This window comes from Candidatus Nomurabacteria bacterium (assembly GCA_023898525.1).
GTDB lineage: Bacteria > Patescibacteriota > Minisyncoccia > Phycocordibacterales > UBA918 > OLB19.
This window is the reverse complement of sequence record CP060227.1, coordinates 53,689-75,619: the sequence shown is the minus strand read 5'-3', so window position 1 is coordinate 75,619 and position 21,931 is coordinate 53,689. Positions and strand designations below refer to the sequence as shown.

17 protein-coding genes and 1 tRNA gene are annotated in these 21,931 nt (G+C 40.0%); all 18 read right to left on the bottom strand.

The window, feature by feature from the left end; all coding sequences use genetic code 11:
- Window positions 1-434: 434 nt before the first annotated feature.
- The 18 genes from H6779_00200 to H6779_00115 all read right to left on the bottom strand — a co-directional run bounded on the left by H6779_00200 (window position 435) and on the right by H6779_00115 (window position 21,930).
- On the bottom strand, window positions 435-752 hold the full coding sequence (locus tag H6779_00200) for an alpha/beta hydrolase (GenBank protein USN87855.1): 318 nt from the start codon (window positions 750-752) through the stop codon (window positions 435-437).
- Between the two features lie 308 nt (window positions 753-1,060).
- Window positions 1,061-1,134 (bottom strand) — tRNA-Ala (locus H6779_00195).
- A gap of 61 nt (window positions 1,135-1,195) precedes the next feature.
- Window positions 1,196-1,756, bottom strand: a complete 561-nt coding sequence (locus H6779_00190; protein ID USN87854.1) for a hypothetical protein — start codon at window positions 1,754-1,756, stop codon at window positions 1,196-1,198.
- Window positions 1,757-1,799: 43 nt separating this feature from the next.
- Window positions 1,800-2,774: a D-alanine--D-alanine ligase gene (locus tag H6779_00185; GenBank protein ID USN87853.1), complete on the bottom strand. Its 975-nt coding sequence runs from the start codon at window positions 2,772-2,774 to the stop codon at window positions 1,800-1,802.
- 38 nt (window positions 2,775-2,812) lie between these two features.
- The gene (locus tag H6779_00180; GenBank protein USN87852.1) at window positions 2,813-5,299 is read right to left on the bottom strand and encodes a hypothetical protein; all 2,487 of its coding nucleotides are present in this window, start codon (window positions 5,297-5,299) and stop codon (window positions 2,813-2,815) included.
- 7 nt (window positions 5,300-5,306) lie between these two features.
- Window positions 5,307-6,065 carry a hypothetical protein gene (locus H6779_00175; GenBank protein ID USN87851.1) on the bottom strand — a complete coding sequence of 253 codons (759 nt, stop codon included), beginning with the start codon at window positions 6,063-6,065 and terminating at the stop codon, window positions 5,307-5,309.
- 118 nt (window positions 6,066-6,183) lie between these two features.
- Entirely contained in the window at window positions 6,184-7,419 is a 1,236-nt protein-coding gene (locus H6779_00170) for a GIY-YIG nuclease family protein (protein ID USN87850.1), read from the bottom strand.
- A 2-nt stretch (window positions 7,420-7,421) separates the two neighbouring features.
- On the bottom strand, window positions 7,422-10,061 hold the full coding sequence (uvrA, locus tag H6779_00165; GenBank protein USN87849.1) for an excinuclease ABC subunit UvrA: 2,640 nt from the start codon (window positions 10,059-10,061) through the stop codon (window positions 7,422-7,424).
- Window positions 10,062-10,116: 55 nt separating this feature from the next.
- A complete protein-coding gene (locus H6779_00160; GenBank protein USN87848.1) occupies window positions 10,117-11,439 on the bottom strand; it encodes a HAMP domain-containing histidine kinase in 1,323 nt (440 codons plus the stop codon).
- The gene (locus tag H6779_00155) at window positions 11,423-13,837 is read right to left on the bottom strand and encodes a hypothetical protein (protein USN87847.1); all 2,415 of its coding nucleotides are present in this window, start codon (window positions 13,835-13,837) and stop codon (window positions 11,423-11,425) included. Before H6779_00155 ends, H6779_00160 begins: the two co-directional genes overlap by 17 nt.
- Window positions 13,838-13,872: 35 nt before the next feature.
- Window positions 13,873-14,715 (bottom strand): response regulator, encoded by an 843-nt coding sequence (locus H6779_00150; GenBank protein ID USN87846.1) that lies wholly within the window; start codon window positions 14,713-14,715, stop codon window positions 13,873-13,875.
- Window positions 14,716-14,787: 72 nt separating this feature from the next.
- Complete coding sequence (gene uvrB, locus H6779_00145; protein USN87845.1) at window positions 14,788-16,836, bottom strand: excinuclease ABC subunit UvrB; 2,049 nt, start codon at window positions 16,834-16,836, stop codon at window positions 14,788-14,790.
- Window positions 16,837-16,874: 38 nt separating this feature from the next.
- Complete coding sequence (gene tgt, locus H6779_00140; GenBank protein USN87844.1) at window positions 16,875-18,104, bottom strand: tRNA guanosine(34) transglycosylase Tgt; 1,230 nt, start codon at window positions 18,102-18,104, stop codon at window positions 16,875-16,877.
- A gap of 62 nt (window positions 18,105-18,166) precedes the next feature.
- Window positions 18,167-18,664, bottom strand: a complete 498-nt coding sequence (locus tag H6779_00135; protein USN88291.1) for an FKBP-type peptidyl-prolyl cis-trans isomerase — start codon at window positions 18,662-18,664, stop codon at window positions 18,167-18,169.
- 61 nt (window positions 18,665-18,725) lie between these two features.
- Entirely contained in the window at window positions 18,726-19,835 is a 1,110-nt protein-coding gene (locus tag H6779_00130) for a CapA family protein (protein ID USN87843.1), read from the bottom strand.
- Window positions 19,836-19,841: 6 nt separating this feature from the next.
- Complete coding sequence (locus tag H6779_00125; protein ID USN87842.1) at window positions 19,842-20,264, bottom strand: hypothetical protein; 423 nt, start codon at window positions 20,262-20,264, stop codon at window positions 19,842-19,844.
- Complete coding sequence (locus H6779_00120; GenBank protein ID USN87841.1) at window positions 20,261-21,331, bottom strand: AI-2E family transporter; 1,071 nt, start codon at window positions 21,329-21,331, stop codon at window positions 20,261-20,263. Before H6779_00120 ends, H6779_00125 begins: the two co-directional genes overlap by 4 nt.
- A gap of 50 nt (window positions 21,332-21,381) precedes the next feature.
- Window positions 21,382-21,930: a TlpA family protein disulfide reductase gene (locus tag H6779_00115; protein USN87840.1), complete on the bottom strand. Its 549-nt coding sequence runs from the start codon at window positions 21,928-21,930 to the stop codon at window positions 21,382-21,384.
- Between the last annotated feature and the right edge of the window lies 1 nt (window position 21,931).

Here is a 21,931-nt window from a genome sequence, read left to right as displayed (position 1 = left end):
AAAATTAATTATAAAAACAATCTCTAACGGAAGAGATTGTTTTTATAAACATGAATCTTCCCCTAGTTGGGTTGGATGTAGCACTTAACTTTTTCAAGCAAGTTGCTGGACGACTTAGCGGGCCAAAACCCTATCCGTCTCTCTTGATTCGCTATGAGATTGTTAGTGATATTATAACATATTCATTCAGGTAAACTGTATTGTAAATTAATCAATTAAATCTAAAAGCAGTGGAAATTCTTTGTAAGGTTGGTTATATGTTGATGATCACATATGTCCTTGGTCTTTCATTAAAATAAATTTACCATCTAAATGTTCTGATAATTCCATACCTACTTTATCATCACAGCCCCATGGATCATTATCTGAGTTAAGTACAATAAAATTACTACAATTGTTTTTAATAATGTCCCAGTCGTATGAATTTCTAACCATCAGCTTTGAGTTACCCCCCCAATTGATTTAAAGAAACCACTAATCATAATAGATGTGGCAATTCTACTGCTTATTTCCTGAAGTATTCCTAGTATAAGCGGTACCCCTGATGAGTGTCCAACTAAAACAGTCTCTGTACTCAGTTGGCAATTTTTTAGTACATAGGACAGCTGCTCTTCGAGTTTAGGTAGCTCAGAGTTGGGTAATTGAGGTATTTGAACTCTGTGTCCTGCTCTTTCAAGTTGAGATTTTAAATATGGGTGCCAGTATGAATCTGGAGTGCTACCGGTACCATGTAGTATAATTATCTCTTTCATGTATCTCTAATTGTAACAAACTGTAGTAGAGAGGATTCGATTCTTACAGAATCTGTGCAGTGTTTGGGTATAGAAACCTTCTAGCTTATTTCGTGGTCACAAGTTACTAAGCATAATAATTCACCACAAGGGTACTTCTTATTTTCTAATTCGCCAGCTAATAAGAAAATAAAGTCGCGCACGCTCTTATTCTGCTAAGTACTCGCGACCCCGGCTCGACCGTTTTTCTGCCTAGGAAGGACAGAAAAACATGTCTCCGCCTTCCACCGCTAAAAAACAGCACGCAGGTGCTGTTTTTCTTTACGCGGTGGACCCGAGAGGATTCGAACCCCCGGCCTCCTCAGTGCAAATGAGGCGCTCTAGCCAACTGAGCTACGGGCCCATAAAATTGCTCTCTTAAAAGAGTGACACTATAATACGAATTTGAGTCCCTTAAGTCAAGTCTAATTACTTTGGAGTATCCAAGGTTTAGCTGGGTCGCTGCTTGTAAAACCTGTTATGTCCAAGGACTCTTGTTTCCAGCGAATTAGAGTAGAGGCAGGTAAGCTAAGAGATAGGTTTACCCCGTCAGTTGTTAGTGTGTGAACGGTCTCGTTACTAATATCATAAATAGCACCTATACAGTAGTTGCCTTCAGTGTTTTGTTGCTCGCAGAAGAAAAGGTATGAGTTGTTATCTGAGAGAGTCCAACTAAGGTTATTGTAGTGTAATCTGGTCTCTGGCTTTATCAGAGTGGTTGCTAGTATGGGGTTTTGCGTCAAAATAATATCTTTATCACCCTTTTTTATTATCAGACTACCATTTTCATAAGTAATCGCTATAGGTATTGGGGTTAATTTTGGTTCTTTGTAAACATCGGCAGCACTAACTTCAGCTACGTTAGCTAGATTTGTAGTGGCAGTATCGGTTGGGTTATTTATACCAAACAGAATAAAAGCGGTAACGAAACCTATTACGTATGAGGTGGCGATAATCGCTACCCGTTCGTTTCTGGTGCCTTCCATATTCATATAATTATATAGCAGTTATCTAGCTAGATATAGTAATTTACTCACAGATACTAGAAGTTTGGACCAAATGTTCTACCAGTTGGTCAAATGTCATTCCTACCGCCTCGGCTGCCTTGGGGTACAGTGAAGATTTTGTCAGTCCGGGCAACGTGTTTACTTCCAGGAAGTAAACCTTGCCGTCTCGAACTATAAAGTCACTTCGTGAATATTGACGTAGATTGAGTGTCTTATGAACAAGCTGGGTGACTTCAGAGAGTAGCTCGCGTTCTTCAAATGAGAATCTAGCGGGACAAATTACTTCGGTAGGTTTAGAATATTTAGCCTCGTTGCTAAAGAATTGTGTGTCTGGCTGCAAGGCTATTTCAATGGCTGGAAAACTATAGATATCCTCTCCGCGATAATTTTCAAGTATAGCACTGGTTGCTTCTTTTCCGCGGACAAGCTCTTCGACCAGAATGCTATCGAATGTAGATAAGCTATCCAAAACAGCTTGTTTTAACGGTTGACCGGCATGGACAAGCTGAACACCAATTGATGATCCATTGCTGAGAGGTTTAATAATGTACTCGGGACCAAATTCAACTTCTACGCTAGAAATTATGTCATCAATATTTTGAATGTCTGTCCTCTTGAGGTTTACGTGTTTGGGCATTAGAACACCATAGCGCATTAGCGTTTCTTTCGTTAGTAGTTTATTGAAAGCAATAGCTGATGCTAAAGGCCCGCTACCATTGTATGGTATACGTAGACGTCTTAGTATTCTTTGGACTTCTCCGTCTTCGGCATAAGTTCCGTGCAAAGCAATGAAAACAGTATCAATACCTTCCAGTGCAATTTCTGGAGTAACCGTCTTACCTTCTCGAAGCCAGTCTCCGTCCCTAGAAATAACTATATCGACAACTCGGTAAACTTGGCTTCTTAAAGAATCTAAAACAGCCATGCCGGTATTCATCGACACAGAATATTCTGAACTTGGTCCACCTCTAATGACGGCTACAAATTGTTGTAACATGACTACAATTATATATTATTAATGTGAAATTAGTAACATTAAAGTTCCTGCAGTTCGCCAAGGACAGTAACGCGAGTGGTGGCAGTATAGGTAGAGACTGAGTTAGAGCAGGTCATAGTAAAGATTTGTGTGTTAAGCAGTGGCGGCGAAGTTATTGTGCCTTCCTTTCGATTCGTGCTTGAATTCAAAGTACCGTCTGTAGATGGGTTAATCGTTTGCGAAAAGCCACTTGGCCCGGTTAATACACAACTGATATCAATATTTTCCAGACCCCAGTTTATATCTGCGGTACCCTCTTTGCGAATAATTTTTGGCACAGCTTCTAGGAAGATTTGGGGGTCGATGTCAGTTAGCTCTCCTGTTGAGTTGCTATTACCGGTCGCGTTGTCCTCAAGCGAACCTGGGCTAAGTAAATTGACGGTTATTGTTTCAGTTCTGATATCTACACAGTCTGGATCATCAACTAAATTACAAGGAAATTGATCATCGTAATTAGCTGTAACTTCAATTTTGATTGTTCCCTCTGGTACATTAGTGAAATTTATACGTTTAAGTGACCATCCATCATAAGTCGACGCTGTAGTATCTTTTAATGTAGCGATTGAACCTGTGACTGTTTGATCAAAGGTACCATTGTCACCAAAATCAATTTTGGCTATGTAGTTAACGCTTCTTACATTAGAATTTGGATAAACTTTATTTCCGGTGTACCTGTTCCCTGTAGTTGGATCATATGTCTGGTCAATTACAGCTAGATTTACACCTGCTTTAGCGTAAACTCCAGCGTTGTAATCGGCAGCATTCACATAAACCTGACCGAGACTTATATCATCACTGTTACTAAGCGGTACTTTGTTATGCTCAAAAATATAGTTAGTTGCAGTTGCCACACCTTCTCCAAAGGCAGCAGTTTTTAAACCGCCTGTGGTAGTGTGACCCCAACCAAAATAATTGTAAGCAAAGACTTTGTAGTAAATGTATGTATCATACGGCATAGTGGTAATTTCTCTGCTTAGATTGGTGCTACTGTTATTTGGATCATTAAACCAACTTATACCAGTACCTGCTTGATTTTCGCAGATTACCCCATCACCAAGATCGTAGATGTTAAGTAATCCGTTATTGTTAGTATCGTAAGCGGTTAAGTCGTTTAGGGTATCAATTTTAGCTTGATCGGTTGACCAACATGGATAAGCACTTATTAAGCTAACTGGGTTACTGAACTTATTTGTTACGTTTGTATTTATTCTAGCAAAATCTGACACTACTCCACTGTAGGCTGGGTTTGCAAAAACAATAGTTGGAATGGTTAAGCTATTTGGAATGGTGTAGGTTACATGTGAGCTTTCAACACTATTTCCGGCGCGATCTACTGCCACAGTGTAATATTCATAATCTCGACCGATAACCATGTTATTTAGGCTAACTACGTTGTTAAGGTTTGGCGTAGGATTAGGTAGACCTAGGTATGGAACAGAAATTATCGAGTTGTCAGTCATATCTTTTACAAAGAGAGTGACTGAATCTAGGCCAGACAATGTATCGGTTACCTCAAGTCTTAACTGGAGGTCTGCTAGAGTAGGATCTGATGAATTAATTGACGTCACTGAAAATGCATCTATATTTGAAATGGGTGCTAAGGTGTCTACCACAAAATATTCAGCATTCGGAACTGATGAAGCAGGGATGTTGGAAAAGGTCCAGTTCATTGCTGGTGGGGTATTTTTGTAAGTTGTATTACTATTATTCTGCTCTACATTGAAACTCCAGAGGTAGTGACCATTACCAAGCGCGTTGCTGCCAGTCAGTTGATAGACAAGACTACTACCTGCCCCAGCAGGGGTACTAAGTAAACTTTCAATTTCAGTTAATGAGGTTGGAGTGTCCTGTTTCTTTATATAGAATTTCACTTTGCGGACGTCACCGTTTCCGAACAGTGTACTAAGTGTGTTTAAGTTTATTGAAAGCTCTTGTGAAGCGGTTGATGCGAAGAAACCTTGTGACACAGGAACTGACTCAATGTCTGGTGCCGACGGACTGGGTGCCTTTGGTCTTAATTCAACGTATCCTATAAAGCTATGGCCTTTTATGGAACTATTTTGAGCGCTTGTTTCAAAAATAGTGGGCCCTTTGTAGGCAAAGTAGTTAGAATTCTCTACTACACCAACTTGGATACCTTCAGTGTCTGGATTATAACAAATACGATCTGATTGTTTTTCTCCGCTATATGTATTAGTAAACTTGATAGATTCGTCTGCTTTGTATCTGACTGTTACTGACCAACTGCCTATTGGAGCCGATATGGTATTTCTTGTACCAGGTTTAACTAAGTTTATTTGAACTGAGACTTGGTTGACAGGATCGCTACAGTTGCTCAAGTTGTCATCTGCGTAATCAGCCTTGGTGGCAAACCATCCGTAAGCACCAGCTGCAAGTGCTTTGGAGTGACCCATAAAGAAAGTGATGATGAGTATGAGTAAAATAATTATCGTTTTTCTTGATGGTGTGAGAATATTTAGTGTCATATCAAATTTAGTTAATTTCAAAGGTACCTACTAATGCAATGGATGTAGCTTTTAGATGTGATGTACCAGCGTAACCGGTTCCGGTGGCAATTATCTTATCCCCTATTCTGAGCTGTGCAAACGGCATCTGTTTGCCGTTGATAGTGACAGAGGTATTGGAGGTATTCCAGACTGAAGCCAGTCCCGATCCATTAGACTGTACAAGGGTGAGCTGTCCACTTTCGGGGTTTATAGCATTTATATCACCTGTAAATGCCATTTCAATCGTTTCTCCAGTTGAGGAGAGTTTTTTAAAGGTGTCCTCATCGTAAGTGGCGTAAGCAAGGCTGTATTTACTCGGCGCGACTTTTTCAGTGGTATATATTACTGTTCCATCCGCCTTGATTTCTTGTACTTTTTTTACTTCCACTAAGCCGTCTGACGTCTGCGGCTTTACTTGGATTGTGGCAGATTGTGTGATGCTAGACTCGTCTATAATTATATTGTTTCGGATCAGGGCCGGTTCCAGCTCTATATCCTCATTATTCGTGCTGTTGGTGGGTGTGATACGTATTGGGTTTGCTTGTCTTAACGCAAGCTTTTCGTTTTCAACTTCTTCTGGTGTTAAAAGTTGAATTTCTGGAATAGTAAATGGTTCATCGTATTGAACTATGTGTGGTTCTCTGGTTTCTTTGTACATTAATACGCTCACAACTAGCATTAGAATTCCCAAAAGCGAATACGTCAAAAACATTAAAATAGTGTTTTCTTTTTTTTCTGGCTCCATAAAATGATACGTTTTAAAATAACTTATCAATATAATAACAAGTAAAAGTCAATGTTGGACTAACTACTTGTTTATAAGTACGAATATTACTTACTATTTGGTAACCAAGAAGTGTAAATTATTTAAGTAGAGATAAACGAGCTTTCCTTCGATGAAAGCTAATAGCAAAACGGTGAGCTTCGGCGTTAGCAAGAAGAATGTCAAATTTGTGTGTTTTTAATATCTTGTCGCTGGCTATAATCCTGTCTACCTTATGTTGATCATTTTTTACAACTGCCACTACTGGTATTGTTAAATTAAGAGTTTTTAAAACTCGTTCAGCTACCCTTTTTTGGACGATGTTACCGTCAACTACAATTATTTGTGGTAGCGGCCATTCTGAATGATTTAGCCTTCGAGTTAGTGTTTCTTTAAGAGCCTCTGGGTCATTGGCTTTAGTTACTGTCTTTATTTTGAATTTACGATATTCACTTTTCCTTGTCTCGCCATTTTCTATGACAGTCATTACGGCCACCATATCTTTACTGGCGTGGTGTGCAACATCGTAAGCCTCAATTCTCTGTTTGGTGTCGTCCTTGTAGGTTCGGTAATCATCTTTTACAAGAGCAATATCCTGAATATGCTTCAAAGCGAAGATCTTCTTTTTGGTATAGTTCGCTTCTTCGAATTTCTCTTTCTTGGCTAATTGCATCATTTCTTTCTCCAATTCTTTTATGATTTGCTCTTTCTGACCCGAGAAAAAAAGAGCTAATTGGTGTATATTTCTTTTGTACGTCTTAATGTCAGTTTCTTTCGGGTAGAGTCCAATTTGTCGATTGAAATCTATAATGCCGCGGGCCAATTTGCTTTTGGACCGCTCTACTGATTTTTTTGTATCGTAGAACTTGAATAATTTTCTAGTAATTTTCAGTGCCTCTTTAAGGAGGCTGGCGCTAATAAAAGGTCCGAAGGTATACTGGAGCTGATCCTCGGTATATTTTTCACTTAGATCTTTACCTCTCACAACCAAAACTCTGGGCCAAGTTTCTTTGGTAATTATTAAGTGGTTGTAGCTTTTGTCGTCCTTGGTGCGAGTGTTGTAGAGTGGTTTGTGAGTGCGGATTAGATTGGTTTCTAGTATTAGTGCTTCTATGACACTATCCGTAACTGTAAATTCAACTTGTAGTGCCTCTTTTACCATTTTAGCTATTAGTTCTGACCGTTTTTCCGTTAGATCATTCGTGAAATAGCTTTTTACCCGCTGTTTGATGGATGTAGCTTTTCCAATGTAAAGTATTTCTTTCTTTCTTCCAATAAAAAAGTACACACCAGGACTATCCGGTAATTTACTTAGGTTAAGATCTGCCTTGGTCATGTTTATAGTATTTTTTTGAGGTAGTGGCCAGTGTGTGACTTGGGGTTTTCTGCTATCTCCTCCGGAGTACCTTTAGCAACCAAGTCACCTCCGTTTTCTCCACCCTCCGGTCCGATGTCAATAATGTAATCAGCTGATTTAACTAAATCAAGATTATGTTCAATCACCATAACGGTGTTACCGTGATTCACTAGTTGTTGGAGTATTTCAATTAGCTTTCTGACATCCTCATAATGGAGCCCCACAGTTGGCTCGTCTAGTAGATAAATGGTTTTTTGAGTGTGCGGCTTATAGAGCTCCGAAGCGATTTTGACTCGCTGCGCTTCTCCACCTGATAAGGTTGTGGCACTTTGACCTAACTCTAAGTAGCCAAGACCAACTTCAATTAAGGTTCTGAGACGTTCAGCGATGGCGGGTACGTCGTTGAAAAATTGATAACCATCTTCAACGGTCATGTGTAAGACTTCGTTAATGTTGCGACCTTTGTAAGTGACCTCCAAAGTTTCTTTAGTGAAGCGTTTACCGTCACAGATATCGCAAGTCACATAAACAGTTGGTAAAAAGTGCATCTCTACAGCCACTTGCCCGTTGCCTTGACAGGCTTCACAACGCCCACCCTTAACGTTGAAGCTAAAGCGGCCAGGTTTCCAGCCTCTAGCCCTAGCTTCGCTAGTGGCGGCAAACATATCGCGAATGTGAGTAAAGGCACCGGTATAGGTAGCCGGGTTACTGCGTGGTGTTCTGCCAATTGGCGATTGGTCAATTAGACATGATCGGCCAAGATACTCAGTGCCGGTAAAGGTCTTACAGTTGTAAGTGTGTGGAGTGCGGTACCTCTTTTCTAGACGTGACTTTAGATTTTTGTCTACTATTTCATACATGAAGGTTGACTTACCTGAGCCGGAAACTCCGGTTACACAGATAAGCTTACCGAGTGGTATGTCTACGTTAAGATTTTTTATATTAAATGCCTTTCCACCACGGATTTTGATGGCACCTTTCTCACTCGTACGTCTGTCAGGTACTGTAATTTTCTTTGTACCGCGCAAGTAGTCTAGAGTAACAGATTTGGATTTATTGTCTGGTGCATTTAGAAGTGTGTCTAGATAGTCCGATACTATCACTTCCCCACCATGCACCCCAGCCTTTGGGCCGATATCGACCAGATAATCTGAAGCATGAATCGTGTCTTCATCATGTTCAACCACAATAATCGTATTACCGAGATCTCTAAGTTCGGTTAGGGTCCTAATCAGTCGGTCATTATCGCGTTGATGTAGTCCAATAGTCGGTTCGTCCAGTACGTACAAAGCTCCAACTAAACCAGACCCTAACTGCGAAGCTAGGCGGATTCGCTGCGCTTCTCCACCAGATAAGGTGTTGGCTCGTCTATCCAGAGTAAGATATTCAATACCAACATTATTCATGAAGTCGAGGCGTTGTATAATCTCTCGAAGGGCCGGCCAGGCGATATCTTGTTGTTTTTTAGTAAGCTCTAATCTGTTAATGAAATCTGTAGCTTGCTTAATAGTCATTTGGGTGAAAGAGACGATATTAATACCGAGATCTTTTTTACCATCTCCACCAAGATATACACGTAAGGCTTCCGGCCTAAGTCTAGCCCCTTTACAGGTTGGACAGGTGTCACTTTGAAATATACCAACTACACCCAGACCATTACATTCAGAACAGGCACCATAAGGTGAGTTAAATGAAAAAAGTCTCGGTTCTACTTCGGGAAATGAAGACCCGTCAATTGGGCAAATAAATTTTGCTGATAGGGTGCGGACTGATCCATCTGGACTTTCAATCTTAACCATTCCATTTGCTTCATGAAGAGCCAATTCGACTGCTTCCGAAAGTCGTTCTCTTGAACCTTTTGGGTCGTCGGTGAATTCACTAATATAGATTTCGTCAATTAGAACATCAATGTCGTGACGTTTTGTCTTGGTGAGAATAATTTTTTCTCTGAGCTGCTTTATCTCGCCATCAATTTTTACTGTTTCAAAGCCTTTGCCTAGAAGATCGTAGAGGAGTTGGTAGTATTCCCCTTTCCTGCCCACCACTACGGGTGCAAATATTGCGACTCGCCCTTTAGATAATTCAATGCCTAACACTTGCCTAGATTGTTTCTTGGTAGCAGCTTTAACTTCTTTGGATTCAATCGAGTTAAGAATGATATTTAATATCTCGTCTTGCGAAAGCTTTTGAATCGGAACATCTACATCTAAACAGTAAGGTTGTCCAATTCGAGCGTATAAAATACGGAGATAATCATATATTTCAGTGATGGTAGCGACGGTTGAACGTGGGTTTCGTGATGCAGATTTTTGGTCAATAGAGATAGCTGGTGATAGGCCGCTGATTTCATCGACATCTGGTTTTTGTAGCTTGTTTAGAAATTGGCGAGCATAGGGCGAAAGCGACTCCACGTACCGGCGCTGTCCTTCTGCAAAGATAGTATCAAAAGCTAAGGACGATTTACCTGAGCCAGATGGGCCGGTGATGGCAATCATTTTGCCGCGCGGCATCGAAACATCAATATTTTTTAAGTTATGCGTTCGGGCACCACGAACAATAATCTTTTGTTCAGAATCCGATTGCCAGGTCACTCTGCTTTTTTTGCTTGGTTTATTTGCCATAAATATACGCTAAGTATCCCAGTATAACGATTTTATGAATGTGTGCAAAGTGGGTTTAGGTCTCTAGATTCTTAAACTTTATAATGACGTGAGTACCGACACCTTTGATTGATTCCACGTACACTTCGCCATTAAGGTGTCCTGTTAGTTGTTTTACCACCCACATCCCTAGTCCTGAGCCAACGGTTTCGTTGTCGTTTTCATGTTCTCCTACCCGAGAAAATGGTCTGAATAACTTCTTTTGGTCTTCAGCACTGATTCCTCCACCTGTGTCCGCAACCGTTATCGTTGTATAAGTGTAGTTTTGTTCCAGGGATACGATAACTGAACCTGAAGCAGTGTATTTGATAGCATTATTAACTATATTGGTTAGTATCTGTTGCAAACGTACACGGTCTGTATTCAGTGGTTCTTGCTTTGGCGGTAAATTTGTTTCTAGCGAAAGATTTTTTATGTCAGCTAGTGGTTTTAGTTCAGTGATAACATTGTCTATTATGTCACCAGCCATTGTAGGAACTATGCTTAATTTGACCTTGCCTGATTGTATGCGGGCGACTTCAAGAAAATCGTTGACCAAGGTAATAAGGCGGTTTGTGGCATTATTAATTCTTGATGAGAAGTCTCGGGCTTCGGCCAAGGCGTCGGTTTCTGATATCAGGCTTGAGTAGCCACGAATGGCTGTAAGCGGAGTGCGAAATTCATGAGCCAAACCATCTATGAATAAGTCCTTTTCATTTATCTTAGCTAGACTATCCTCATATTTCTGGCGGTAGTTTATTTGCTTGATTATCCAGTAAGCCAAGAGCAAGAGGAAGATAAATATAAAGGTTAAGCCATAATAGGTTTCTGATATTCTCTTGTCTAAAGTGTAAAGCAGAGGTGAAAAATCGTGTTCAGTAGTCAGATATACAACCGAATCATCCGTAAGACGTAAAGCTCTGGTGGCCACTACTTTACTTAGGGTTTGGCCATCTAGAGGGAATAAAAAGCTTTCACCCAGTGCAATTAGTGCGCTCTTATAGTGAAAATCATTAATATCTGTAGTTCCAATTTTGTCTTCGCCAAGTTGTTCCAGGACCGTGAGATTGTTGGCCTTTTCAGACACTAAAATATAGTCAATAAGATCATTTTGTTCGGTAGATAGTTGTCTTACGAACCCTAGAGTATTGGCATCAGAGCGAACGAGGATTTCAATAGTGTCGTGGACAGTATTTATCTTTTGGGTTATTACAGTGTTAGTGTTGGCTCTGGTGGCGTCAATTACTGAGTTAAGAGTAAAAATAAAAGAAAATGGGAAAATAACAAGCAGTATAGAAACCAGCAAGAGCTGTGTGTTCGTTTTTAGAACCCTTAAAGCATATTTAAGTTTTTGTCTCATGTTGGACTTGCGGTTCGTCTTCTTCGGGCCTAAGTCTGAGTGTCTGCGCAATCATGAGTAGGATTAGTCCAAAAGAGACTATACCTAGTGCAGCAGATGTTCCATAAGCAGAAAGGTCAAAGCTCTCGTTAATAAGTGGCTTTGGTGTATTGGCAGCTGACGCAGTATTTGATTCTGTCGTGAAAGCTTCGGCTGTTTTGACGAAACGGTATGGTTCACTACGAGCCACAATGGAACCTGTGTTATCAGTAATGGCCAAATAAACTTCATGTTGACCGTCCTCTAATTCTTTGTCAAACGTGTAAGCAAAGTTACCATCACTATCTGTTTTGATTGTAATTATGGTTGGTGAGCTATATACGTATAGCGTCACAAAGCTGCTTGGTAGAGCCTTTCCTTTTATTTCAGCCTGTATTGGTGTATCTGACAGTGTTTCGTCTGCCACTTGGATAACAGGAGCTATAGACTGAATAACCAGTCTGTCTTCGTCAATGTAATTAACATCTTTTGGAGACTTGTAGTTAGTTGCGGCCTCTGGATTTGGATCCAGTGGGTCATAGCCACGCAAGATTTCTACTGAATCAATGAAGCCATCCATGTCTGTGTCAGCTGTGAACGGATCTGTTTTATATAGTGTAGCTTCATCGAAGTCACTAATTCCATCCTGATCGCTATCTTTATTTATGAGTTCTGAGCGAACAGAAATAATATCTTCATAACGGGCAACTTTAGCCTTCAGTTCGTCAAAAAAGTTAGAAAGATCGGTGTTATTAGTATCTAAGTCAGTGTCGTCGGTTGGTTTCAGCACATCACTTTCAAATTCGTCTAAACTATCTTCAGCTAGTCTAATTAGGTTTCCGTCACGACTCTGTAGCGCTGAGGCGTACTTTTTAAGCAAGTTGTTTAACTCTGACTCATTGAGGTCAACACTAATTTCCCTTGGTCCTAGGTCAACGTTTGAATAGGTGCTTGAATCTTCTGGTGCATTATAATAGTCGGTTCTTTGCTCTAATAAATTTGTATCAATTGAAGAATCTTCTAAAAAGTCTTCGGTGTTGTCATTTAGCGCAGACTTAACTCTTTCTGTCAAAATAGCGGTTTCAGCCTCGTTGTTATTTCTACGGGAATCTTCGTCAGTGTAGTAATCAGCAGTTACAGTAAAAGGCAGAGGCTTTGATTCAATCATGTTTCCATTTATAAACGAACTAGTTATAATCAGGTACTTACCAACAGGAAGTTTTGATCCATCAACTAGGAAAACCCAATATTTATCACGAAGTGTGGCTAGTCCTAGAAATAGTCTCGTGCTCGACAGCTCAGGTTTTGTGTAGACTTCAACAAATTTAGCTTCAGGTGACAGTATATTGAGGTAATAAAGTCCTGGCTCACCTGTTCGATTTAATGTGGTTAGTGGAGTTGGCTCAATTATGTCACTTGTTTCGAATTCACTGTCTTCAGATAAGCTAGAAACTGGTTCTAAGGTGATTGGATTGTCGTTTGTTGTATTGGAGACAGTACTGTCTGAATCCATTGAAGATTCATTTGTGGTGTCTTGGATAAGCATTGGATCACTGTTTCCATTATCAGAATCAACAGTGTTTGTCATGGTTGTCTCGGTGGCAGCGGAATTATCCGTATTTGTTTCTCTGACAATTGAAAAACCTGGGCCACTAAATGTATATATGGTAACAGTATCTAAAGCGGTAGCTTTGACTTTGATGTAGTAATCTCCGACGGGTAAACTGTTAACGGGTATTAATAGCTCATATTGAGTCTCGCTGATTTTTCTGGCTGATAATTCCGTTGCTTTATTTGTATCTTTTGCTATTACAAAAGCAGCTATGCTATGAACAGACTTGGTTGTGATAATGGTGGTAAAATCGCTTTGTGGTTTGGTGTCAAAATTTGAAGCAAATGATACGGAAGATTTCTCTGTGGTGGATTGACTTGTAGTATCTGTGGAGGATGTGGTGCTGGAGGTAGAGGTACAGTCTGTGGTGGTGCAAATAGTTGCCGATAGATTAAAATTACCTTTTGAGTAATTTAAAGCATAAAAACTAAGGGCAAAACCTAGGCTTACAAATAAGAATCCACCGATATAGGCAGTTCTAAGCATAACCTTTGGTAACACTAGATCAAACAAGTGTCTGTATCGATCAGCTTTAGCTTGCATGACTGGGCTAATTTCTGGTGGTAAAGAAACAACAGCCTCTGCCTTCTTTGACTTCGTTGCTACTTTTGGTTTAGCTTTTGTTGGTTGCTTTAAAGACGATTTAATTTTGATAGTTGGGTCAGATTTAGGCGCACGTGTAGACTGCCGTGCTTTAGTATCGGTCTTCATTGGTTTCTTGGTTCTAGTTGGTTTATCCCCCTTTTTTTTAGTAGACGTTCTCGCCATGGTGTCATTATACTAGCTTGAACCAGTGTGTTTACTTATTTATCAACGGTTTTCGGAGCTGATTCAATTATTATCTTAAGGAGCGAATTAAGATCGGTCATGGCTTTAATCAAGAAGTGCTTCACACCAAGTTTTTGGGCTAAAGCCCGATCGCTATCACTATCTTTATTTGAAAATATTACAACCGGGATAGCTTTAAATCCATCAATTTTTCTAATGTCCTGCAATACGTCCAGACCATTTCTTCCCGGTAACATTAAGTCTAAAATAATTATAGTTGGATGATAATGTTTCATTATGTCGATAACATTATTTCCATTGTGACAGAATTGATAAGATATTTTACTTTTAGTTAGCCGCACAGATAACAGGCTACGTAAAAGAGGGTCGTCTTCAACTACCAGTACTCTGGCTGCTTTAGCATCTTTTGTTAATACTGGCGTCTGGTCGTGTTCTGATATATCAATTACGGTATCACTGTTTTCTGTTGAGACCAGCAGTGTCTTCTTAATTTTCTCTATTAAATCTAATAGGTCTATCCCTAGCTTTTGAACAACGTAATCAACTTCATACTTGGGTGTATTCGCTGAATCTGAATCGCTGGTAATTAGAATAAGCGGTAGATTATGCTCATTGTTATCATAGATAGCTTTTAAGATGTCCCCGCTTTTTGGGTCAAGGTCTGGCACGCTAGCGTCAAGTAAAATAAGGTCGGGCTTTAAGGTCTTCATAGAGGACAAGCCTTTGGATAGTGAATTTTCTATTATGGCTTCCGCCCCAGCGTATATAAACATACGCTCAATGGTATTTAAGAAATTATAATCTCCACCAATCACAAGAATTTTCTTTCCTAAGAGGGCTTTGGTACTGTTTGTCATGAGTGTTTATGTTTTAAGGTTCAGTACTTATTATTACATACAATGAGTAGGCATATAGTTACTAATTGACAGTTATTTAGCTTTTGGGGTTTTTTTGACTGATTCTAGCTGTTTGTCTAAAATGGCAATTTCATCTCTGATAATGGCGGCGGTTTCAAAATCTAATACCCGAACAGCTTCTTCCATTTGCCTACGTTTATCTTTCAAAAGCGTTTTTGGATTTTTTTTGAAAAGCTCAAGATCAACTTTTAATAAAGTATCTACAGTTTCGTCGTGGTCAGTCCGTAATTGATCGGCAATTGATTTTATTTCTTTGGTAATAGTAGTTGGTGTGATACCGTGTTTTTTATTGTAATCTAATTGTAATTTGCGCCGGCGCCTGGTTTCGTCAACAGCTTTTTGTAGGGAATCTGTCATTTGGTCAGCATATAGAAGTACTCGCCCGTTAACATTTCTAGCGGCTCGGCCAATGGTTTGGATCAAGGCTGTTTCGCTCCTTAGAAACCCTTCTTTATCGGCATCTAAGATGGCTACTAACTCGACCTCAGGTAGGTCTAGTCCTTCTCGGAGTAGATTCACTCCAACTAAGCAGTCAAATTTGCCGCGTCTAAAATCAGTCAAAATCTCGATTCTTTCAATGGTTTCTACATCGCTGTGAATGTATTTTGTTTTGACTCCCCTGTCTTCAAGGAAGTCCGCCAAGTCTTCGGCCATTTTTTTAGTTAAAGTAGTTGTTAAGACGCGGGTTCCTTTTTTTATTACTTGCTCAGCTTCTTCCAAAAAGTCCTTGATCTGTCCTTCGTAACTGCCGGTGGCTGTGACCGGACGGATGTCTATCTCTGGATCTACCAGACCGGTAGGTCTAATGATTTGTTCAATCATCGGAATATTCGTAACCTTGGCCTGTTCAAATTCATATTTTCCAGGTGTGGCTGAAGTATAGATTCTTTGTCCCACTTTTTCTTCAAACTCAGCAAATTTTAGCGGTCGATTGTCCAGGGCGCTTGGTAGTCTAAAACCGTGTTCAATCAAGGTTTGTTTTCTTGAACGATCACCAGCGTACATACCGTTTATTTGCGGGATCGTGACATGGGATTCATCTATGATAGTTAGAAAGTCTGGCCTGCCTACTTCGTCGTGTGGAAAATAAGAGAGTAAAGTGTAAGGTGCTTCACCGGCACTGCGACGGTCAAAATGTCTTGAGTAGTTCTCAATTCCGTTACAATAACCAACTTCACGAATCAGGGCCAAATCATGTTCAGTTCGTCGTCGCAGTCTTTCTGCTTCAAGTAATTTACCTTCCGCTTTAAATTTCTTAAGTTGAGCTTTAAGATCTTGGTTGATTTCTTCAATTGCTAACTTGCGTTCTGCTTCCGGTGTCACAAAGTGCTTAGCCGGAAACAGGAAAAAGCTTTCCGGCTCAGCTGTGATAGAGCGAGTTATGGCATCTATTTTAGTGATATTGCCAATCGTATTGCCAACAAAACTTAATCGATATATTACTCTTTCGTTGGTAGGCATTATTTCTACAGCATTACCAACAGCGCGAAACTGAGCTGGCGTTAGGTCAGCGTTGGTACGCGAAAATTGCATGTCTATCAGAGTTCGTAGCATTTCAGTGCGTGTAGTTTCATAACCGCGACTAAACTTTAAATGTTTTTTTAAGTATTCTTTTGGCGAACCAAGGCCATAAATACAAGATACTGAGGCGACAATGATTACGTCTTGTCTGGTCAGAAGAGCTTGGGTTGAAGCGTGTCTTAGTCTGTCTATCTCCTCATTTATTTGTGCCTCTTTTTCAATATAGGTATCGCTAGTTGGCATATATGCTTCCGGCTGGTAGTAGTCATAATAAGACACAAAGTAATGTACTGCGTTATTCGGAAAGAAGTCTCTATATTCCTGAGCCAACTGAGCGGCTAGGGTTTTGTTGTGAGCAATAACCAGTGTTGGCTTTTGAACTTCTGCAATTACGTTAGCGCAGGTAAAGGTTTTGCCAGAACCTGTAACTCCAAGTAGGGTTTGATGTAGAGCGCCAGACTCTAGTCCGTTGAGAAGTTGTTTTATAGCTTTAGGTTGGTCACCTGCCGGTTTTTTGTCGGTCGCTAAAGTAAATTTCATAGTTTGAGTATAGCGTGAATAAAAGCTCTCAGCAAAAATTATAACTCTAGTATCTGTTTTCGGAGATTATCGGTAAAATTAACAATAACCTGCAAATTATGGATCGAGGCTAACTGTGGACCTAACATTTCATTAGCCTTAAACAAGTGCGATAAATAGGCTTTGCTGTAGGTTTGTCCAACAGGGCTGGTACTCAGTTCATCGACCAAAGATAAGTCCTGTTGGTATTTTTGATTGCGTAGATTTATTTTTGCAATTTCTGGATAAGTCAAAGTTCCGCAAGTTGAGGTTCTGTAATTACCAGTATGAACATAGATAGTACCGGTTCGTGCTATTCGAGTTGGGTTAACACAATCAAATGTGTCGCAGCCATTTAATACGCCCTGAACGATATCTTCTGGCTCTCCGATGCCTAGTAGGTGTCTTGGCTTGTTGCTTGGTAAGGTTTGATTTACTACTTGTAGTGATTCATTTAAATCAGCTTTGGAAAAGCTGCCGCCAATACCATAACCATCAAAGTCCATGTCGCTTAGCACTCTAGCACTCTCTTCCCGCAGGTCTAGATGTCGGCCACCTTGTATTACTCCGTATAAACCTTGTTTTTTTAGTGCTTGGTAGTTGTTTTTATGGGCCAAAATGCTTCTTTTGGCCCAACGATGAGTTCTATCCATAGCTTCTTTTTGATAGTTATAATCGGCGGTCGGGCTAGTACATTCATCGAAAGCGATTATGATGTCTGCACCAATAGCATGTTGTATTTCAATTGATCGTTCTGCTGTAAAGCGATGCATTGATCCGTCTATATGGGATGTAAAAGTAACTCCTTCTTCATCTATAATGCATAACTTACCATGATCGGTTGCCAGTTCTTGGCTGTAGACGTTTAGTCCGTTGGTTTCTTCTGGTTTGAGATCAGAGGTGGCAAATTTTGTAACTCCTTTACCAAAAGCCGCTCCCAGTGAAAAAACTTGAAAGCCACCAGAGTCCGTAATGGTTGGTAATTGCCAATTCGCAAACTCATGCAATCCGCCGGCCTTTTTGATTAGTTCATGCCCCGGTTGTAAGAATAGATGGTAGGTATTAGCGAGAGCGACCTGGTTACCTACCATTGGATAGAGATCGTCAGGTTTAATGCCTTTGACAGTAGCTTTTGTTCCAACTACTACAAAGGCCGGAGTTTTGATGTCTCCGTGGGGTGTACTAATGACACCAGCTCGCGCTAATGATTTTTTACTCGTATTTTCAATTGTAAAACTGATTGGTTTCATAAGCGCAAATGTCGGTGTTAACACCGACATTTCAAAAACTTAATAATTATTAGTTTATAGAATTATTTGATTTCTAATAATTCTATAGCAAAAACCAGAGTTGAATTGGCTGGAATTGGACCAATCTGTCTGTCTCCATAGGCTAAACTAGGTGGAATAACTAAAATTCTCTGACCACCCTCCTTCATTCCGATCAGGCCATCCTCCCAGCCTTTAATAACCTTACCTTCACCCACTGTAAAAACAAAAGGTTGGCCTCGTTTCTTTGAATTATCAAACTCAGTACCGTCTTGAAGTGTTCCTACATAATGAACAGAAACAGTGTCTCCCTCTTTAACTGGTTCTCCGGTACCAATTACAATATCATCAATCACCATATCTTTTAAATTACTACTATTATCAGCTGCTGTGATAAGCGCATTGGCACGTTCCTGATTTTGATCGCCACCTTCGCCTACAAACACAATTCCGGAATTAGCTACTCCAGCTGGTTGTGAGTTAGAGCCAACAGTCTTAAAGAAAACGTTTTCTACACGCACTAAATATAGTGCTAGTGCCATAAATACAATACTGAGGCCAATGCCTACTACCTCAAATTTGCTTAACATAATATTTTATTGATTATGGAGTCATAATAACTGTTTCTCGTGAACTTGCAAGCTCTGACCTCTGGGTTATCTGTCCAGAGATAATTGCGTCTTTAAGGTTGGGTGGGCTATGTTTTGTGAGTTTTTCTAAGAAGGTCACTTTCTGTTTTTCAGACATTAGGTGTGGTTGCGATATGTTTTGCATGCTAGTGATCGGATAGAGGTTTACGGTAAGATTATTTTGAAAATCAATTGCGACAATTAGACCCTGCTGTACATCTTGGCTAAAGTATTGGTCAAAAACAAGATTTCCTAATGAATAAATTACAGGTACTCCGTCAATTTGTTCAATTCCTTGAGTCACATGAGGGTGGTGTCCAATAATAAGATCAGCTCCGTCACTTATCAATTCCTTAGCCAAGTCCTGTTGTTGTTCAGATTGGTTTAACTTATATTCATTACCCCAGTGAATGTAAACGATTTGCTTACTACTTTGTGTTGTTGCCCAACTAAGTGTGTTTTTGGTATCCTCGTGATCAATTGTCTGACCTATAGTATTTATAGCGATCAGAGCCACTCTTGAGTTATTAGTATCTATAAAGGTTACCGATGATGTGGCTATGGTATTTGGATGCCCAAAGGAGGTAAAGCCCTCGCCTTTTAGTACAGATAGAGTGTTAGAGTAGCCAAGCTCCCCAAAATCATAGCTGTGGTTATTTGCTAAACTTAAGTGTGTGAACCCGGCGTTAGTTAAAGCACTTATGTTAGTATTGTCTACCGAAAAATTAAAGGTGAAATCAGGGGTTTGTACATGTTCTGTTGGTATACTGCCCTCAAAATTAGCAACTACACAGTCAGCTTCCTTTAGAAAATCAAGGCCCTCAAACATATAGTCTGAGCCATGTTCGCTGGACAAAGTTTCCACATGCCGAGCTAACATTATGTCTCCCGTAAAATAAATATCCCCGTCGCAATATACGGTTTCCAGTGAGGAATCCGATTTTTTCAGAGTAATATTATCAATTTTACCCAGTACGAAATCCAGACCCGATTTAATTGATATTACTGAGTACAGATTTATTGCAGTCAACATCAGTGAGACCGCTAAGACAAAAGTCAGCTTATATAGCAATGTCCTATGCATAATGATTTAGTATTGAAAGGCTGAAGCTGTCTCGTGAAAAAGTCCGACCTTGTAAATATACATTGCCACCAAAACACTTATTGCCGCCAAAATAACAGAGAAAATTATGACGAGAATAGTCTGCACATAAAACAACTGTTTTCTTTGTTGCGCACGGATTTCACCAGGATCCTCCGTTGAAACTTCAACTCCTAAGAGGGCTGATATTTCCTTTGGTCTTAGGGCATCGTCAGTCCGAAAAATTTTGTGTAGGCCATCTACCCTGGTGGTGTTGTCTTTAGTGTTTTCGCGAAGAACCATCATGGCTGTATCAATCTCGTCGTCGTTATATCTAGCACTAACTAAAACCGAACGAATAACTTCATCTGATGAACTTGGGTTAACCCCATTAATTTTTAGGATTGATTCTAATTGACTACGCTGTATCATGATTTAAGATTTTTTCGACTCTGGTTTTCGCTTGTAGAGTTGCCCACTATATATTGATTATAAATCTCAAGCAATACCATAAATAGGGTTATAATAACCGGGCCAATTATAAATCCAAGTGGCCCAAACATGGAAATTCCACCTAAAACTGACAATAAAATTAGAAGCGGATGGAGGTTGTTTCCACGACTCATAAGCTGCGGCCCGACTATATTGTCAATTACAATTATTGCAATGATGGACCATATAAGTAGTCCAATTGCATTAAAGAGCGATCCAGTGACAAAGAGGTAAATAATAGCCGGTATCATTATCACACTGGTACCAATACCAGGTAACATAGCTAACAGTGCAGCGATCGCCCCCCATAAAATAGCTCTGTCTATGCCAAAAATAGTAAAACCGATAGCGGCCACGACACCTTGTATTATGGAAACTAGGACGACTCCAACTGCTACCGAGCGCATAGCTTGGGCGATTCGAGAAAATATAATTGCGTCTTCGCGGTCCGGTAGCGGGCTGGCTTTAGCGATAACCTTAAGTAGTTCTTTACCGTCTTTAAAAAAGTAGAAGGAGGCTACTAATGATATAAACACCATAAAGATGGTGGTTATCGTACCCGCAAAAATACTACCCAGATTTTTTACAAACCATTCAGCACTTTCTTTTACTTGGGCGGAAAGATCCAGATCAAATTCTGGAACAACTAAACGTACAGTATCCTCCACAGTTTGAAGATAGTGCTCAATTGAGACTTCGTTGCCATTACTCAAGGCTTGGTAAAAGCTTGTAAATTCACGGACAAAAACAGAAACGATAAATAAAAGCGGTATTATAACGACAATTACTACTACTAGGGTAGAAAATAGAGCAGCCAATCCCTTTCTTTCTTTAAAAAATTTGGCTTGAAAGTATTCATGCAAAGGGTAAGCAATAGCTACTGTTATAAGAGAGAGAGCTAAAGCTGAGATAAATGGAGAAAAGACAAGCCAAGCTAAATAGCCGACACCGACAAGGAGTGCAAAAAAATACACATATTCAACAATGCGTCCGATTGACATGGTCATAACTATAGCAATAATAATAGATTTTCACTAGTTCAGCTACATAGAGCCTGTTAATTCTCCAAGAGAGTGTCGAGCGCAGCTTCTACTTCCCTTTGGTTTATAGAGCCATGAATATGAGTTACCATGTTACCGCGGGAATCGTAAATCACTGTCTCGGGCATAGCATAGCCACCAATGGATTTGTAGAAGTGATCTCTCGGATCTAATACAAGTTGAACATTAGTGTTACCGAGTATGGTGTTTAAAAAGCGCTGAGCCTGTTGTTTTGATTCTTTTCGATTGATTGCCAAAAAAACAACATCTTTTTGTTGATACTTCTCTGCCAGCATCGCCAAAGTTTCCAAATCAGACTTAGAAAATGGTGACCAGCTCGCCCAAGAGTTTACTACCATTGTTCTGCCGAGATATTGTTCCAGATCAGATTTGTTCCCTTCAAGGTCAGTGTATGGTTCGGCCTCAGGTGCAGTGGGTTCAGCAAAAATCTCCTGCGTGACTTTATTTATTGAATGGTTATTTTGGTAAACAACATAGTATGTTACGGCAGCTACAAGCAGAAGCACTGTACTCATTATTGTCAGGTAGACGGTTTTACTAGTCATT

What these genes read in the sequence shown, in the direction of transcription:
- H6779_00200 (USN87855.1), bottom strand. Translation starts at nt 752, where the DNA reads ATGAAAGAGATAATTATACTACATGGTACCGGTAGCACTCCAGATTCA.
- H6779_00190 (USN87854.1), bottom strand. Translation starts at nt 1,756, where the DNA reads ATGGAAGGCACCAGAAACGAACGGGTAGCGATTATCGCCACCTCATAC.
- H6779_00185 (USN87853.1), bottom strand. Translation starts at nt 2,774, where the DNA reads ATGTTACAACAATTTGTAGCCGTCATTAGAGGTGGACCAAGTTCAGAA.
- H6779_00180 (USN87852.1), bottom strand. Translation starts at nt 5,299, where the DNA reads ATGACACTAAATATTCTCACACCATCAAGAAAAACGATAATTATTTTA.
- H6779_00175 (USN87851.1), bottom strand. Translation starts at nt 6,065, where the DNA reads ATGGAGCCAGAAAAAAAAGAAAACACTATTTTAATGTTTTTGACGTAT.
- H6779_00170 (USN87850.1), bottom strand. Translation starts at nt 7,419, where the DNA reads ATGACCAAGGCAGATCTTAACCTAAGTAAATTACCGGATAGTCCTGGT.
- uvrA (USN87849.1), bottom strand. Translation starts at nt 10,061, where the DNA reads ATGGCAAATAAACCAAGCAAAAAAAGCAGAGTGACCTGGCAATCGGAT.
- H6779_00160 (USN87848.1), bottom strand. Translation starts at nt 11,439, where the DNA reads ATGAGACAAAAACTTAAATATGCTTTAAGGGTTCTAAAAACGAACACA.
- H6779_00155 (USN87847.1), bottom strand. Translation starts at nt 13,837, where the DNA reads ATGGCGAGAACGTCTACTAAAAAAAAGGGGGATAAACCAACTAGAACC.
- H6779_00150 (USN87846.1), bottom strand. Translation starts at nt 14,715, where the DNA reads ATGACAAACAGTACCAAAGCCCTCTTAGGAAAGAAAATTCTTGTGATT.
- uvrB (USN87845.1), bottom strand. Translation starts at nt 16,836, where the DNA reads ATGAAATTTACTTTAGCGACCGACAAAAAACCGGCAGGTGACCAACCT.
- tgt (USN87844.1), bottom strand. Translation starts at nt 18,104, where the DNA reads ATGAAACCAATCAGTTTTACAATTGAAAATACGAGTAAAAAATCATTA.
- H6779_00135 (USN88291.1), bottom strand. Translation starts at nt 18,664, where the DNA reads ATGGCACTAGCACTATATTTAGTGCGTGTAGAAAACGTTTTCTTTAAG.
- H6779_00130 (USN87843.1), bottom strand. Translation starts at nt 19,835, where the DNA reads ATGCATAGGACATTGCTATATAAGCTGACTTTTGTCTTAGCGGTCTCA.
- H6779_00125 (USN87842.1), bottom strand. Translation starts at nt 20,264, where the DNA reads ATGATACAGCGTAGTCAATTAGAATCAATCCTAAAAATTAATGGGGTT.
- H6779_00120 (USN87841.1), bottom strand. Translation starts at nt 21,331, where the DNA reads ATGACCATGTCAATCGGACGCATTGTTGAATATGTGTATTTTTTTGCA.
- H6779_00115 (USN87840.1), bottom strand. Translation starts at nt 21,930, where the DNA reads ATGACTAGTAAAACCGTCTACCTGACAATAATGAGTACAGTGCTTCTG.